This window comes from Pseudomonas putida, from assembly GCF_001976065.1.
In the GTDB taxonomy this organism is placed as follows: domain Bacteria; phylum Pseudomonadota; class Gammaproteobacteria; order Pseudomonadales; family Pseudomonadaceae; genus Aquipseudomonas; species Aquipseudomonas serbica.
This window is the reverse complement of the sequence record NZ_MNAH01000008.1, coordinates 305503-320843: the sequence shown is the minus strand read 5'-3', so window position 1 is coordinate 320843 and position 15341 is coordinate 305503. Positions and strand designations below refer to the sequence as shown.

The following is a 15341-nucleotide window of genomic DNA, read 5'->3' as shown; positions in this document are numbered from 1 at the left end:
TTGGACATGGCTTACGAACAGCGTGGCAGGCCTCAAGGGCTGCTGTTTCACTCGGATCAGGGCTCGCAATATGGCAGTCGCCAGTTTCGCCAACGGCTCTGGCGTTACCGCATGCGCCAAAGCATGAGCCGTCGTGGAAACTGTTGGGATAATGCGCCGATGGAGCGTGTGTTTCGCAGCTTGAAAACTGAATGGATACCGACCGTGGGCTACATGACAGCTCAAGAAGCGCACCGCGACATCAGTCATTACCTGATGCATCGGTACAACTGGATTAGACCGCACCAATTCAATAACGGACTGGCCCCAGCTCAGGCCGAGAAAAAACTTAACGTCGTGTCCGGGATTAGTTGACCACTACAGGTTGCCTGACAGCGGAGTTAGTCACGGTTTAATCTAGGGAGGTAGGTACGCCCCGCGAAGATCAAGACAGCCGGAAGAGCTGATTGGACATTGCAGTGGGATCCTGCACTTCCGCTCCACCGGAGCTAGTATCGACATAAAAATCGAAGCATCGGCATTCAAGTCGATCATCTTGATGGTGAGGGATAATTTATCGTGGGCATTGAGCATACGAAAACGCTGATCAGCACCCGGAGCGAGGAAAATGCCAATAGGTTGCTGAGGGCAGGATGGACCCTACTGCTCGTGGCGGATCGCTGTGAGGGAGAACACCAATGGCTGGTCTATCAGTTGGCGTGGCAGCGTGAAGGTGAGCCAGTGGAAATCACCTTTACTGGCGTTGAGCCAGGGCCTGAAGCTTTCTGATGGCTATGCGTCAGACTTGTGATCTATGGCGCTAGATCTGAACACTTGGTCCCACTCGCGGGTGGCTAATTCGTGGCATACCGAGGGTGAACCACCAAAGCACCGTTGCGAAACAGTTATCATGTTTGCCTTTGTCGCGTAACGTATGGCGACCCCATTCTCATCCAATAAAACGCCTCCCGCACCTCTCAACAGCGCATGCCCAGCCACGACATCATGCGCTGAAACAGCGTAGAGCGAGACACCGCATACCCCGTCTCCCGCGGCCACTCTTGCCAGTCTGTAAGCGATTGATGGCATTGCATGGAATTGTCCTGGAGCACACAGCTGTCGATTGAGTTCTGGGTTGTTCATTGCTGCTGCACTCACCATGATTGTGCTGTCGCTCGAAAGCTTTTTATCGGCGAGAAAGACGTCTATTGATTGGCCGTTGCGAATCACATGGGGATTACCCTCCGCCCAACTGATGCAATCGGCTAGCCCACTGGAAGTCACTGGTGCGTGTACAACCCCGAGCACGGGAATAGCGTTATGCAGTAGCCCAACCGACATGGCCGATCCCTTCAAGCCCTTCAAAAAATCACTCGTGCCATCGTTAGGGTCTACAACCCAACACCAAGCGTGCCCAGTGAGGACGTGGCCCGTTTCTTCCCCCCAAAAATCACAGCCTTGTCACCCCAGCCACGCGGTCCATCCGGACGGTTCCACTCCTCGGAAAGCAGAACGCCTGCGCGCTCAACAATCTCGGTCACTTGAGCGAGAAGCTCTGAAAGATCTGGGCTAGACATAATGCTCCTTTAGGCTGGTAAGCCGACTTGAGGAAATCTCCTAAAGGCAGCTGTGATTAATTATAGGTAGGCCGGCGCGCCAATTCTGGCGCTACGTCTCACTGTGTGAATTGTGCTATGGAACAATCAGTTGCATGGCATCTGACCAAGCATTTGCATTCGACTTGACCAGTTGCATACACCTTGACCAATTGTAGTCCGGTGACGTCTTAGCACGCGCTGGAAGGGCCTTTATATTGGACGAGAACCTCAGCGTTTCCGGCTTTTAACCCTACGCATAGATTCTCCTTTGAGCTGAATAACGTGAGATTTGTGTACGATGCGATCAAGGATAGCGTCCGCAATCGTCGGGTCAGTAAACAAGTCGTACCATTTCTCTTTCGGATACTGGCTGGTAATCAGCAGAGAGCCGTTTTGAGACTGTTGATCTATGACATCGAGAAGGAAAGGACCAAGCTGCGCATCAATTCCACCGATACCAAGATCATCAATGATCAGGAGCTCGGCCCGGATCAACTGGCGGCGAAGTTTCGGGAGCGTGTGATCCGCGTAGGAGAGGGATATTTCTTCGAATAGCTTTGTGGCGGTGCGATAAACCGTATGTGAGCCGAGCCTACAGGCTTGGTTTCCAAAAGCACAAGCCAACCAGGTTTTCCCGGTACCGGTCGCGCCGGTGATGATAATATTTTGCCGGCGACGCAGCCACTCACACTCACCCAAGGTCATGACTTCGTTGCGATCAAGCCCTCTATTGGCTTTGAACTCAATGTTTTCTAGGGTCGCTTCCGACTCGCGCAGCTTAGCTGCCTTGAGCAGTCGCTCAATCTTTCTGGTCTCACGCTGAGATGTCTCCGCCTCCATCATCAGACCGAGCCTCGTATCGAAAGGCTGTTTAAGCAGAGCAGGCTCTTCAAGCTGACGCTCATACGCGATCGCCATTCCAGTCAAACCAAGGTTCAGCAACCCCTGAGAGGTGTTCAATACTTGTTTCATACTGGTTCATCTCCCTGGGTGGCGTAGTACTGAGCGCCCCGAATGTTTGAATGCTCAATGAGTGGCGCTGAAATTTTCAATGCAGGCCGCCGGTCAGACCCGTTGCGCAAAATCGAACGCAGCCGTTCGGAACTCAAAATGTTGAGCGAATTAGCGTAGGCACAAGCCGACTCCAATCGGGACGATAGAATTTGTCCCTTACGCACGTCGCGCCTGAGCGCGACTACAGCTCGTAGCCCTGTGGCGAAGTCCCTTCTGTCATCGAGATTTTTTTTGACGTAAAAAAAGGTTTCTGGGCCAATACTTTGTGCCCACGCTAACAGCATCTCCGGTTGTGAATCCTGAAAGTGTCCATGGTTAGGGGACAAATGCTCTCGTAATGTACTGGTGCCGCGACCGAGTTCCACCCGATGCGTGCTAATAATTTGTCGTTGGAAGCTGACTTCAAGCCACTCATCATTTATGCGCAGATCTACTATCTGATTGGCAAAGTGATAAGGAACCGAGTAATTATGCTCGTTGAACTGCACGTGATAATCGCTACCGACCCTGACATGGTAAATCCACTGGCTATAGTTATAACTTCTTTCGGGGAGTGGCTGCAAAGCTGGTGATTCAACTTCAAGAAAGCGCGCCATTCTGCTTTTGGGGTAGGTTCGAGTTATTCTGTCGTTCAGAACGCCAGTCCAATAAGCAATTTGTTCGTTAAGTTCGTCTAGCGAGAAAAATGTACGCGCCCGGAGCCTAGCAAGTACAAACCTCTGAACACCTATTTCACCCAACGATTTGTCCTTGGGTTTACGAGGTCTGGCAGGCGTGATGGTAAATGCGTAATGTTCCGAGAGCTCGGAATACGCACGATTCAGTACGAGTTGGTCGCGAGTGGTTTTGAGCACTGCGGCTTTTAGGTTATCGGGAACAACAAACCTAGGTACTCCCTCAAAGAACTCCAATGCGCGCACGTGACAACGCAACCAATCCTGAGTTGTCTGACTTTCGACGGCTATCGCGAATAGGTATCCCGAGGCTCCCAGAGTAGCGACGAAAATCTGAGCGGTAGTGACGACGCCTGTCACTGGATTTGTTATAGGCATGGTCCGTCCGCAAAAATCGACGAACATCTTGTCACCCGGCAGGTGTACCTGCCTCATGCTGACCTTTTGCGTATTCAGCCAAGCACGGTATAGGCGGGTGAATTGAGCATATGAAACCCCAGAAGGCTCTTTTTCCCTAAACTCCTGCCACAACAACTCCAGTGTCATGTCGGGCAATCGCAACTGGTCGTGTACTTCCAACCACTGCGGACAAACCTTCCTGTTGGTTGATCCTCTTGCGTCGCTGAACAGCCGGGCAGTAAACGCCTTATTGTCGAGTGGCCTGAGGCTTTCCCAGGTTTCACCGCTTTGCTCCTGCTGATCTCGGATTGTGCGAACTGTATTGTGTGACACCTTCGCTAACCGGCCAATGGCACGGTTGGACAGCTTGTTGTCAGCCGCAAGGCGCAGCACCTCGCGTTGTTTTTCAATTGGTAGCCTCATCGTTCCTCCCCGCGACAGGCGTGTGAACGCCTCACAAATCGCGCCGTGTGAAATTTACAGATGAACGGGGTTTGGCCGGCTTGACGCCGAACGCAGGGGAACACAGAATGGCGATGTCTTGGACTCGAAACCTGACATAACCAAAAAAAGCCTGGGGCGCCAACCCCGGGCTTTTTTGTGCTCCTGAACCACCGTGTTGCGGTTCAGTCACCTCTCATTTCGATACCTCTTTTTTCTGTGGCTGATCATGTTGATCTAATCAATGTGCTTCTTTTTGCATTGCGTCAGCCTGCTTTGCAGGCGCGAAACGCTGCTTTGCAATCCAGGTTGCAACCTCTTTAGATAAAGCAAACGATCCGCGCCGGTTTGGTACGTCGAACAAGGGCACTTCAATTCGCCCTCGCTGTTTGGCTTTGCGGAAAGCCTCATGCGACGCATAGCCCAACTCACGCCATAACGCGGTACTGCCTAGCATCAGCCCGTAGCGATCTACTAGGTCGTCCTCCAATTCGGAGGCGAGAGTCTCTATCTCGATGTGTTCTTGCATGACGCGGCTTGTCCTGTGTAGTCACGCTTCATGTTAATAAACAGGGTTCTTGCCTTCCAGCCGTAAGACTTCTACATTTTTTACGGTACGGGCTTTCGCGGGATCATCGTAGATGTCTGATTTTCAACGAATCGCTGAAATCCATACAGCGTTCTCACATGAAATGCGGAACAATTATTGTGAAAAAAAAGCTACCCGACGCAACCCGATTGAGACGTTACGAGTTCGCTATTGGTATGAAGGGCTGAAGGCCCGAACTTTCCTGTCTTCCGCATACGCACTGGAACAACATTTCGAAAGGGAATCGTTTCAGCGAAACAGCAATGGGACAATTCGTCACTATCGAAGTAAATGGTCAGGGTACGAGAAAGACTTAAATACCCCGAAGTCAAAAACGCTTAGGCGCGTTGAACATCTGGCACCTGGTTCGACTCGGGAGTTGGAGCATCCTCTTTGGGAAATAATGCGATCCGTAGATCACAAGAATATTGATGCAGACGCCTATATGAGAACGCTGAGCGTGGATGTGCAAGCAGTAGTATTTTCGTCAGGATTCTCAGGATTATCCGCGTATTCAAAACGCGAATCTGTCACACAACGATTGTTAGATAAACTAGAGAAGCGAGTTAGCCTCGACTGCGTAGCTTGTCTGATCTGTTTAGTGCTTGAAGCGACTGAGCAAAAGCGCATTGTCACCGCTGTAAAAGTTGCACTTACGCTACACAACGTACTTTTAATGATTGGAGTTGAACTCCAAGCTAGACACATTGCACTTCCGTTCTTGGACTGGGTAATTGAGCACATCTTACCCCTAGGGACTTTACCCCACCTGAAAGTTTGGATGATAAGTAGTGACTACGTGCATGCGTCAGCCCATTTGAATGCTATGGTTTATCAGAATGAAGACAGAAGAGGCAAAAGTTTGAGCTGGCCCCAGAGAGCAAAAGTTATGCAGAAGCTGATTCACGGAAAGATGGGCATGGACGTTGAATACGCCATGAAGCCTCAGTTTGAGCTCAAGTCTGATCTAAAGGACTTCTCAACTGAGCTTGTCAAAGATTTTGAGCGTGGCTCTGCTCTTCGAACGTGGGGTTGGAAATGTATTCTTGAAGGGCGTTCAGAGCACTTTCCTCCGGTAGATCTGTTCCTGTAAGTGGAATCACATGAAAAGAATCTCAGCAGATTCTATGGATGCAACCGTTACGCGTGAATCTGAACGGCTGCTTTGGGTTGTGTGACTCAACCAGTCTGGGCCATGAAACAGGACATCAAACAAAAACTACCTAGACATGACGCACATCATGACACCCCAAGGGCTATAGTCATCCAGGGCAAATCTGATGTCAGTCATCGGTCGCGCATCAACACCGTGCACGCGAAAGAATGCAGTCACGCCGTACGATCAATACTGGCGGTGTGCCTCGTCATTACGCGCAAAAAGGATCTCATTGTGACTCACAACGAGGGACAGAGTGATCAAGCAGCAATGGCCGCCTCTGACCTGCTCGAACTGCTTTTTCGTGCCTATCGCGGCGGCCTTAGCGTACGGTTGTGGAACGGTACAAGCATGCGACTCGGTAAAGCAGTGGAAAAACCGCTTCCCCCATTTACCCTGATATTTCGTAGCCCACAGGCAGTACTGAACCTGGCAATTGGGCGTGCCCCCCTGCGCTGGATTGATGCCTATCTTCGTGAAGACATCGATATCGACGGCGATCTGTTCAGCGCCTTGGCACTGAAAGACCACCTGGGGAACCTGAGCATTCGCGGTCTCGATCGACTTGAAGCGATTACCGCGGCGCTGCGCTTAAAACTGGCGATCCTTCGCAGTACGCCAGCTCGTCACCATCATCCGAGGCTTCATTCACGTCGAGTTAACTTACGGTCCCGAACCGCAAATCTAGAGACCATCGCTTTTCACAACACTCTGCCGAGCGCTTTCTACGGGTTGTGGCTGGATGAGTCGATGGTCTATTCCTGCGCCTACTTCAAGCGCATCGACGACGAACTGGAACAAGCGCAGCAGCAAAAGCTGCACCTGATCTGCCGCAAACTAATGCTCAAGCGCGGCGATCATCTGCTTGATATCGGTTGTGGTTGGGGAGCACTGATCATTTATGCCGCACGTAATTTTGGTGTACGCGCCCATGGCATAACCACCAACCAGCAACAGATGGACATTACACGAGAAAAAATTTGCGAAGCGGGCCTACAGGATCTAGTCACCGTCGAGGTCGCTGACTACCACACTCACCCGGGCGAAGAGATTTACGACAAGGTGACCAGCCTCGGCATGTTTGAGCACGTCGGCTTGGAGAATCTGCCACGGTATTTCACGGCAGTGTATCGACTCTTGAAACCCGGCGGTCTTTTCCTCAATCAGGGGATTACTCACGATGTGCATGGGTGGAAAGAAACCTTGTCCACCCTGTTCATCGATCACTACATTTTCCCCGAAGGCCAACTCGATACCGTCAGCCATATCCAGCAGGCGATGGAGCATTGCCTATTCGAAATCGCCGACGTCGAAGCGCTACGCCACCATTACGCACTGACGCTCAAGCGTTGGGTTGAGCGGCTCGAGGCGAACAAGGATCAGGTGTTGGGATTAGTCAGCAAGGTCACCTACCGTACATGGCGTCTGTATATGACGGCGTGCGCACTCGAGTTCGAAGCTGGTGACCTGGGGGCCTACCAGATAATGTCGAGTAAACGTGCAGGTAGCTTTTTAGCTCTTCCCTTGACGCGCAATCATCTAATGGCGAAGGGAAAAAAAGGCTGCAGGAGCAGCCTCAAGGATGGGGGGGCAGAGATGACTTAGCATCACTCATGTTTTCTTATAGGGCGTAGCTTTATCGGCCAACCAACAAGATCAATCGACTACATGGAACCTAGGTAGCATCCATTTCCAACGAATGGCGGCAATACGGCTGACAAAAACGAACGCAATGGCAATTGCAGACGCTACTTCAAGTGAAATCTGCAAATCCAGCAGCGTGATGTAGGCGACGGCACCCAAAATACTGATGGATGCATAAACCTCACGTCTAAACACCAACGGTATTTCGTTACACAACACATCACGCATCACACCCCCAGCGACTGCGGTAGCTACACCCATGATCACTGCGATGCTGGGAGGGAGGTTTTGCTGAAGAGCCATATCTGTTCCTGTGACCGTAAATACAGCCAATCCAAATGCATCGGCTACCAACAACACCCTCTCGTTGAAGGTTTTCAAGGTCCTCGCCCAAATCATGGTTCCTAGCGAAGCACTAACCCCTACCAAAAAGCCATTCTCATTGGAAACCCACTCGATCGGATAATGAGCCATCAGTACGTCACGCAAGGCACCGCCGCCTAAAGCGGTGACTAAACTGATGGTGATTACGCCGAACCAGTCCAACGATTTTCGCCCTGCCATCAGGGTGCCTGTCACTGCGAAGGCTGCGACGCCTAACAACTCACAGTAATAGATCACCCAACCAGCGTGGTAAGCCTTCATCTACGGAACCAGCCTGTACTGCAAATGGGAAAAGCCCTTGAAATGAGGCGCCTTCAAAGGAACACATCAGGGTCTAATTACATTATCATAGTATTATAATAAAAGTACAACCGAGGCGTGCGATGAAGGCAGGGCCAAAAAACACAGCGGCGTATTGTTATGAGCATTTTTCTCTTGGAAAAACCACCGTTGAACCAAGCGTGCGGGTCGAAACAGTCGGCGATCTGGCAATGGCGTATAGCCCAGGGGTGGCGCAGCCTTGCTTGGCAATCTCGAAAAATCCGGATGACGCTTACCGCTTTACGGGTAAGGGCAATCTCGTCGCAATCATTTCCGACGGCTCGTCAATTCTACATCTGGGCAACCTGGGATCTCTTGCCAGCAAGCCGGTGATAGAGGGAAAAGCGCTCCTGTTTAGACGCCTGGCCAAGATCAACGCGGTGGATATCCAGGTCAACACCAGCGAATCGGCCGCTTTCATTGATACGGTCGTTCGCATTGCCGACACCTTCGGCGGCATCCATCTGGATGGCATTGCTGAGTCTCAGAGCCTGGAGATCGAACAAGCGCTGATCGCTCGATGCGACATTCCGGTGTTCTCAGATGAACCACACGGAATGGCAATTGTTGTGGTGGCCAGCCTGCTGACGGCATTAAAAGTTCAGGGCAAAAAACTTAAAGACGTCAGAATCGTCTGCGGACTGCACGGGCGTGCGGCGGTCGAGTGTGTGAGGTTGCTGCTGAGCTTGGGAGCCCACAAATCTCGTATTGTCGTAACAACCGGCAGTGTCCGCACGATCGCGCAGCTGGGGCAAACTGTTCAGAATGGACTCACACAGCACTCGCCCGCGGCAATGAAGGGATCTGACGTTTTTATTGGTGTTGCAGATCCAGACTGGTTAACACCGGAAGCAATTCTGTCGATGGCAAGCAACCCCATCGTGTTTGCCTATGCGGGTCCCTATCAAGCGATTTTGCCTTGGCAGGCTCGTGAAATTCGGACGGATTTGATTCTCGCCACCGACAGCTTCGATCATCCAAATGAGTTAGCCAGCTGCTTGGCTTCGCCCTACGTCTTCCGAGGAGCCTTGGACGTTAGAGCGCGATGTATAAATGAAACCATGAAGATTGCTGCGATCCGTGCTTTGCACCTGCTTGCTTTGCAACCGGTGCCGTTAGACGTACTGCGAACCTACAACGTCGACAGGCTGGTGCTGGGAAAGGATTACATTGTTCCCAAGCCTTTGGATGGGCGCTTGCACTCGGTGGTTGCCGGCGCAGTGGCCAGGGCGGCTATTGATTCGGGGGAGGCCAGAATCAGTTTCCCTGCCCATTACCCGTCTATCTATCCCTTCTTTTACCCGTTTCTGGTTGACGTACCGTCGCCATTTTTTGATCACGGTCAATCTAGCTAGCTGTAACGAACCTAACCGGTGACAAATAACCCTCTGCCTATTATAATTTGATTATCATCGACCGTTTTAGGGGACCGGTAATTCCATGGAAAATAAGACTGCACGATTAACTGTGCTCATTGATCCCGTCAAGAAAAAAGCACTTGAGGAGCTGTGTGCGTCTCAGGATCTGACACCTTCTCAGGTCGTTCGTCAGCTTATTCGGGACTATCTGGAGACGCATGGCGTGTCCTACTCGACCAAAAGCAGAATTGCAGCCAATGGTAAGTGATTCGTTTGCGCGTGGGCGGGCACGACGAATGCCTGCTCATCGCCTTTCTTAGCCTGCTGCACCCCATCTCTAGCCTTGGGTCTTGTCGATCTCGACATAACTGCCCAGTGCGCCACTGAAGTCGGCATGATAATGCTCTGAGCCGAGCGCCTGAAGAATCCCTGCCCTGTCGAGCTTGCCGAGGACTTTCTCGTTGGCTTCACACAACTTCACGACGATGCTGCGCTTGCGTAGCTGCTCAATGACTTCGAGCAGCGTTTGTAAGCCCGTGATATCCATGAACGGCACCCGCTTCAAGCGAATAATCAAAGTCCCAGGATCCGTGTGGGTTTGAGCCAAAACGCGCTCAAAGGTTTCTGCTGCGCCAAAGAAGAGAGGCCCCTCAATGGTGTAAACCAAAATACCGGGGGGAAGATGTACATGCCCATTCATACGCAACTCTACCTCCAACTCTTTTTCGACCATTAGCTGAATCTCCACAGAAGACGCCATCCGACGCATAAATTGCAGCATGGCGAGAATGACCCCAATGTTCACCGCAATCGCCAGATCACTGAAAACAGTCAGGCTGAAGGTAATTAACAGGATGGCAACGTCGGCTTTTGGAGCTCGTTTGACCATGCGTTTGAAGTGTTTCAGTTCGCTCATGTTGTAAGCGACCACGAATAAGATCGCAGCCAACGCACACAGCGGGATATCCGCAGCCAAAGGCGCCAAGAAAAAGATCAGTAGAATCAAAGTCAGGGCGTGTGCAAAACCCGCGATTGGACTGTTGCCGCCATTGCGGATGTTGGTTGCTGTTCGAGCGATCGCACCTGTTGCAGCAAAGCCACCAAACAGAGGAGTGACCAGGTTAGCAATGCCTTGTCCGATTAACTCCTGATTGGAGTCATGTTTGGTACCGGCCATCCCGTCGGCAACAACAGCCGAGAGCAGCGACTCGATCGCCCCCAGCATCGCGATCGCAAACGCAGGGCCAATCAACTCAATGACTTGCGGCAGCGTTATTTCAGGAAGGCCTATCTTGGGAAGCCCTTGAGGAATGCCCCCAAATGCACTCCCGATCGTGGCCACGCCGTCGAATTGAAAATAGGAATGCAATACCGTCACAACGACCATGGCAATCAGGGGGCCAGGAACACGCCTTACACCGGGTAGTTTAGGAGCGAGGATCACCAACACCAAGCTCAACAGGGCTAACAGTGTCGTGGGCACATGAAGGCTGGGCAGCGCCTGGATGAGGTGCCACAGCCGCTCGTGGAAATGGTCGCCACTGATTTTCGGCAAGCCTAAAAAGTCTTTCCATTGCCCGACCCAAATGATCACTCCGATGCCAGCGGTGAATCCCACTATTACGGGGTCAGGAATGAACTTAATGAGTGCGCCAAGTTTAGTGATGCCGAGCAGTAATAAAATGGCCCCAGCCATCATGGTCGCGATCTGCAAGCCATCCACACCGTACTTGGCCGTCACGCTGGCCAAAATGACGATGAATGCCCCGGTGGGGCCGGCAATCTGAAGCCGGCTTCCGCCGAACAGCGAAACCAACAGGCCACCCACAATAGCTGTATAGATCCCTTGTTCCGGCTTGACGCCTGAGGCGATGGCAAATGCCATGGCCAAGGGCAGCGCCACGACGCCGACGATGACCCCTGAGACGATATTTCGAAGCCAATGCTCGCGCCCTAACAAGCCCGCTTTCCAAGCTTCTTGTATCGCAATCATGACTAGCCTCGCTCTGGTGGCATGTGCATACTATTCACACCTAGTGATAATAGCAAAGCAATTGGCCTAGCCTTGGTACGACACCTGCAGCGCTGTAGAATCGGTACTTAAAGTGCTAATCCCTATGTCCGGAGGCCCGAATGAAACGCGAAGAAGTCAAAACCAAACACGGTGAAGGCATGCATTTCGACACGCATGTGATCGCCAACCCGACCAATACGCACGAGTGGATCATTCTTTTCAAAAAGGATGCAGGAAGAAGCTATTTTCTGGTCAATGACAATGAGGAAATTGAGTCCTTTGGACGCGTCGATGATGTGATCCATGAGCTTCGCGAGTTGGGCATCAAGTCTGCTGAAGTTCATTTCTAATCGTTGCGCTCAGGAAGTTTGATCATGTCAGTAACGATTAAGCTTCTATCCGGTCAAGACGGGGAGCTTTGGTCTGTCTGTTTCGGTAGCCACAGCATCCAATTTCGTAACGAGCAGGGGGCGAAGGAGTATGCAGCCACACTGAAAGAAAGGATCGACGCACCGCATACCTTTCCGCGAATTCACCCTGCCTCTCCCACCCCGGATCACTGATCAACACTGAGCTGGATTTTTCCTCGATTGGAGAGCCTCGAAGGCTGACGAACGAGGAGCAGAACGCTAAGCCTCTTGATGAAAGGCATCCAAGGCAGCTCAGAACACACCAAGCTGTTGGCCATTCATTGACGCTGGGCGACCAAGTTTTTATCACGATCGAGGCTGGAGTCCCAAGATGGCAAAATTAAAAGACGTATCCGGTGCCACCATCCCTCCAGGGCTCTCCAATGAAGCAGCCGGCGGTGTGGCATTGCTGGGTACCTCTCTCATCGCATTTGTCTTAGCCAACTCTCCTTTCGCTCCCAGCTATTTTGAGTTGCTACATCGCGTCCATCTGGGCCTGTCGTTAGCCCACTGGGTCAATGACGGCCTGATGACGTTGTTCTTCTTGGTCATCGGGCTGCAATTCAAGCGTGAATGGCTGGTTGGGCATCTGGCCACGTGGGAGGAGCGCGCATTGCCAGGCTTTGCGGCGCTGGGTGGCATGGTCCTGCCGGCGCTTATTCTCTGGGGTTTTAATCACTCCCAAAACGAAACACCATTCTTGATGGCTATTCCCACAGCCACGGACCTTGCATTTGCGCTGGCCGTCCTGTCGCTGCTCGGTGACAGGGTTCCAGCTTCGCTAAAAGTATTCCTGCTCGCTATCGCGATTCTGGAGGATCTTGGCGGAGTCATGATCGTTGCCTTTTTTCATACCCAACATTTTTTTGTTCCGATGCTGCTGGCCCCATTACTGCTGATAAGTCTCCTTATAGCGCTGAACCGCAAAGGCATAACACGCCTGCGTCCCTACATAGTGACCGCAGTGTTTTTGTGGATGGCTCTTGGGCTATCCGGCTTTAATCCGACACTCGCCGGACTTGTATTGGCGCTGTCCTTACCGCTAGGTAAGCCCGATACAAGCTCCAGCTCTGCGTCGCGAACCGTTGAAGAAAAGCTCATCCCTTATGTGACATTTTTGATATTGCCGATTTTCGGTTTTACCAATGCTGGCGTGTCACTCCTTGGCATGTCACTGCAAGATCTCTCAGCCCCGGTCACGACGGGTGTCGCGACAGGACTTCTGATCGGAAAGCCACTGGGTCTCTTCGCTGTATCGGGTCTTGTCGTTGCACTCGGGCTCGCCAAGCTCCCCGAGAACTGCAACTGGGTGCAGCTTTATGGCGTTGCTGCACTCAGCGGCATTGGTTTTACAGCAAGCCTGTGGATCGGCGCACAGACCATTCCTGCACCTTCGCAAACGATGACCGACGTAAAAATCGCGGTGCTGATGGGTTCAGTTTTGTCTGCGCTATTGGGCGTCTTGATTTTACGTTCTGGAGTGGCCGGCTCAGTTCCCAGAATTCTGCACTCCACCTGTGCCCTCACGCAGAAATGAATTATTCACCCTCGCAGCAGCACTGTTTGGTATTGCTCAGGAGAAACCTAGATGTTTGAAACATCCATCAGTAAGTCACAGTCTCTACGTTGTGTAATTGCATCGATTTGACCACCTGTTTGTATTCGACTTGACCAGTTATTTGCATTCGAATTGACCGTGACACCTTTCATTATGTATCGCACGGTCAGATGGCATGCAGTGTAAAATCGATAAAGCCAGCATAGACAAAGCCGAGGTTTCAAGTGATGGCTACAGAGTTGACGGTTCGAGTAGCACAACAGGACGATCACGAGTGGATTATTGCTGCGAATGGTGACGTCTATGCCACCGAGTTCGGTTTTGACAGGCACTTTCAGGATGGCGTCGCCAAAAAGATGCGCAACTTTCTTGAATTACCAAGTCCATTCAATCGTATCTGGGTTGGATTGGTAGGGGACAAACGCGTAGCGTCGATAGCGATATCGGAGAGAGCTGACAGCGTGGCATTTCTTAACTTCGTGCTAGTCCTGCCGCAGTTTAGGGGTAAAGGTGTTGGTTCTGCGATGATGAAACTCGCTCTTGATCATGCTCGCCAGCACTCGTTTAAGCAGGTGCAGCTAGAAACCTATAGCTGCCTTGTCGACGCAAGGGCGCTTTATGAGCGCCTCAACTTTCGAATGACTGAGGTGATGCTTGGGCAAAAGGCTTATGGGAAGAAATTCGATCTGGAATTCTGGTCGCTGAAACTCTAGGGATTTCTACGAGCCACATCTCCGAATGTGCTGAAGTATACCCTCACCACCTGATCCGAGCCGCCCATGAGCCAGATGAGCTTTCCGACTTTGAATACGCCGGAAAGCGCAAGCAGACACGCCGCGAGCGGTTCCTCGCCGAGATGGATCAGATAGTGTCCTGTAGCGGTTTACTGGCGTTGATTGAACCGTATTACCCAAAGGCCGGCGGTGGTCGAAAACCCGCTCAAGCCACCGGCTGACCAACCCTCATTTATTGAGTTTCAATCGTGCTTGATCGCAGTGTACCAGCGACCCTGCGCCCAAACCTCCCAAGTCACTACGTTGATTATTTGGCAATGCTCGCACTGAACCTCAAACCGATGCCTCGCGTCATCGGGAACGAAATCCATCGTTAGGTCACAGTACGCACAGTCAGACATCCTCTGTTCTTCCTTTTCGCCGTCGCTCATAAAGCAAGCCCCCAAGTGAAGCGATAAGCATACCCGTCCGCCCCTGGAATCAGGGTGTTCGACTGGAACAATCGGGGGCAGACCACGGTATTGATGTTGAGGGGCCAGCTCCTGGCCGGTTTCTGCCTGCTTACCTGTCGAGTCGTACGGGTATTGCCATTCACACAGTGCAGGACCTTATTGATTTCAACAGGTACGTTCCAGGATCTACTCAGGAACGCGAATAATGGCTGTAAATGCTGCGCTGGTATTGATTCACGGGCGAATGACCCACGCAGAAGCCCTATGCAACTGGGTCATGAGCTCACGCAATTGTCGAAATACGCGGATCAGATCCAAGAGGCCATGAGAAAACTCTGAATCCTAATGTGCCGCGCTTAGGGCGTGACACCGCTTGGGACATTCGAGCACGCAAAAAAATGGCCACACAAGGTGGCCTAAGACGGGTTCAAGCATAGGAGGATCTCTATTGACCAACAGATACAGGCCCGCCCTGAAGTCTTAAGGCCAATAGAGTTGGTCCGCTGGCTGACAAACCCCTTCATCAGCAGCGTTCAAGCCGGCAATTTGACCCTGGTCTGTGGGTCAGGATCTCGTTGCCTTGCATTATAATAGTGTTAACATGGCATTGTAATCA

13 protein-coding genes and 2 pseudogenes are annotated in these 15341 nt (G+C 51.8%); 9 read left to right on the top strand and 6 right to left on the bottom strand.

Annotated elements, in window-relative coordinates:
* Positions 1-354: DDE-type integrase/transposase/recombinase (locus BKX96_RS25175; protein WP_143512470.1), on the top strand; the 354-nt coding region annotated here is incomplete at its 5' end.
* 417 nt (positions 355-771) lie between these two features.
* Here BKX96_RS25175 and BKX96_RS25165 read toward each other — a convergent pair.
* The 4 genes and pseudogenes from BKX96_RS25165 to BKX96_RS25150 all read right to left on the bottom strand — a co-directional run bounded on the left by BKX96_RS25165 (position 772) and on the right by BKX96_RS25150 (position 4634).
* Positions 772-1556 (bottom strand): annotated as a pseudogene (locus BKX96_RS25165) (inositol monophosphatase family protein).
* 249 nt (positions 1557-1805) lie between these two features.
* Positions 1806-2549 (bottom strand): IS21-like element helper ATPase IstB, encoded by a 744-nt coding sequence (istB, locus tag BKX96_RS25160; protein ID WP_077185748.1) that lies wholly within the window; start codon positions 2547-2549, stop codon positions 1806-1808.
* The gene (gene istA, locus BKX96_RS25155) at positions 2546-4087 is read right to left on the bottom strand and encodes an IS21 family transposase (RefSeq protein ID WP_077185747.1); all 1542 of its coding nucleotides are present in this window, start codon (positions 4085-4087) and stop codon (positions 2546-2548) included. Before istA ends, istB begins: the two co-directional genes overlap by 4 nt.
* Before the next feature lie 259 nt (positions 4088-4346).
* The gene (locus tag BKX96_RS25150; protein ID WP_046031609.1) at positions 4347-4634 is read right to left on the bottom strand and encodes a hypothetical protein; all 288 of its coding nucleotides are present in this window, start codon (positions 4632-4634) and stop codon (positions 4347-4349) included.
* A 112-nt stretch (positions 4635-4746) separates the two neighbouring features.
* On the opposite strand from BKX96_RS25150, the gene BKX96_RS25145 reads away from it, so the two are divergent.
* Both BKX96_RS25145 and BKX96_RS25140 read left to right on the top strand, forming a co-directional pair.
* Complete coding sequence (locus BKX96_RS25145) at positions 4747-5787, top strand: hypothetical protein (protein ID WP_077185746.1); 1041 nt, start codon at positions 4747-4749, stop codon at positions 5785-5787.
* A gap of 102 nt (positions 5788-5889) precedes the next feature.
* Positions 5890-7455, top strand: a complete 1566-nt coding sequence (locus tag BKX96_RS25140; RefSeq protein ID WP_218639284.1) for a class I SAM-dependent methyltransferase — start codon at positions 5890-5892, stop codon at positions 7453-7455.
* A 51-nt stretch (positions 7456-7506) separates the two neighbouring features.
* On the opposite strand, the gene BKX96_RS25135 is transcribed toward BKX96_RS25140, so the two are convergent.
* A complete protein-coding gene (locus BKX96_RS25135) occupies positions 7507-8139 on the bottom strand; it encodes a trimeric intracellular cation channel family protein (RefSeq protein WP_046031607.1) in 633 nt (210 codons plus the stop codon).
* Between the two features lie 122 nt (positions 8140-8261).
* Between BKX96_RS25135 and BKX96_RS25130 the strand changes: the two genes are divergently transcribed.
* On the top strand, positions 8262-9554 hold the full coding sequence (locus BKX96_RS25130; RefSeq protein WP_077185745.1) for a malic enzyme family protein: 1293 nt from the start codon (positions 8262-8264) through the stop codon (positions 9552-9554).
* Positions 9555-9639: 85 nt separating this feature from the next.
* Entirely contained in the window at positions 9640-9825 is a 186-nt protein-coding gene (locus BKX96_RS25125) for a ribbon-helix-helix protein (protein ID WP_077185744.1), read from the top strand.
* Positions 9826-9894: 69 nt separating this feature from the next.
* Here BKX96_RS25125 and BKX96_RS25120 read toward each other — a convergent pair whose 3' ends face one another.
* Entirely contained in the window at positions 9895-11550 is a 1656-nt protein-coding gene (locus BKX96_RS25120; protein WP_077185743.1) for a SulP family inorganic anion transporter, read from the bottom strand.
* Positions 11551-11690: 140 nt separating this feature from the next.
* Between BKX96_RS25120 and BKX96_RS25115 the strand changes: the two genes are divergently transcribed.
* The 4 genes and pseudogenes from BKX96_RS25115 to BKX96_RS33630 form a co-directional block, all read left to right on the top strand.
* Positions 11691-11921, top strand: coding sequence for a hypothetical protein (locus BKX96_RS25115; protein WP_046031605.1), 231 nt, complete (start codon positions 11691-11693; stop codon positions 11919-11921).
* A 391-nt stretch (positions 11922-12312) separates the two neighbouring features.
* Positions 12313-13518, top strand: coding sequence for a Na+/H+ antiporter NhaA (gene nhaA, locus BKX96_RS25110; RefSeq protein WP_077185742.1), 1206 nt, complete (start codon positions 12313-12315; stop codon positions 13516-13518).
* Between the two features lie 248 nt (positions 13519-13766).
* Positions 13767-14252 carry a GNAT family N-acetyltransferase gene (locus BKX96_RS25105; RefSeq protein WP_218639283.1) on the top strand — a complete coding sequence of 162 codons (486 nt, stop codon included), beginning with the start codon at positions 13767-13769 and terminating at the stop codon, positions 14250-14252.
* A gap of 66 nt (positions 14253-14318) precedes the next feature.
* Positions 14319-14470 (top strand): annotated as a pseudogene (locus BKX96_RS33630) (IS5/IS1182 family transposase); the annotation flags it as partial.
* Between the last annotated feature and the right edge of the window lie 871 nt (positions 14471-15341).

Bases quoted from the DNA above. Each gene is read 5' to 3' on its own strand.
- BKX96_RS25115 (WP_046031605.1), top strand. From the start codon at position 11,691: ATGAAACGCGAAGAAGTCAAAACCAAACACGGTGAAGGCATGCATTTC.
- BKX96_RS25150 (WP_046031609.1), bottom strand. From the start codon at position 4,634: ATGCAAGAACACATCGAGATAGAGACTCTCGCCTCCGAATTGGAGGAC.
- BKX96_RS25140 (WP_218639284.1), top strand. From the start codon at position 5,890: ATGAAACAGGACATCAAACAAAAACTACCTAGACATGACGCACATCAT.
- istB (WP_077185748.1), bottom strand. From the start codon at position 2,549: ATGAAACAAGTATTGAACACCTCTCAGGGGTTGCTGAACCTTGGTTTG.
- BKX96_RS25145 (WP_077185746.1), top strand. From the start codon at position 4,747: ATGTCTGATTTTCAACGAATCGCTGAAATCCATACAGCGTTCTCACAT.
- nhaA (WP_077185742.1), top strand. From the start codon at position 12,313: ATGGCAAAATTAAAAGACGTATCCGGTGCCACCATCCCTCCAGGGCTC.
- BKX96_RS25125 (WP_077185744.1), top strand. From the start codon at position 9,640: ATGGAAAATAAGACTGCACGATTAACTGTGCTCATTGATCCCGTCAAG.
- istA (WP_077185747.1), bottom strand. From the start codon at position 4,087: ATGAGGCTACCAATTGAAAAACAACGCGAGGTGCTGCGCCTTGCGGCT.
- BKX96_RS25130 (WP_077185745.1), top strand. From the start codon at position 8,262: ATGAAGGCAGGGCCAAAAAACACAGCGGCGTATTGTTATGAGCATTTT.
- BKX96_RS25105 (WP_218639283.1), top strand. From the start codon at position 13,767: ATGGCTACAGAGTTGACGGTTCGAGTAGCACAACAGGACGATCACGAG.
- BKX96_RS25120 (WP_077185743.1), bottom strand. From the start codon at position 11,550: ATGATTGCGATACAAGAAGCTTGGAAAGCGGGCTTGTTAGGGCGCGAG.
- BKX96_RS25135 (WP_046031607.1), bottom strand. From the start codon at position 8,139: ATGAAGGCTTACCACGCTGGTTGGGTGATCTATTACTGTGAGTTGTTA.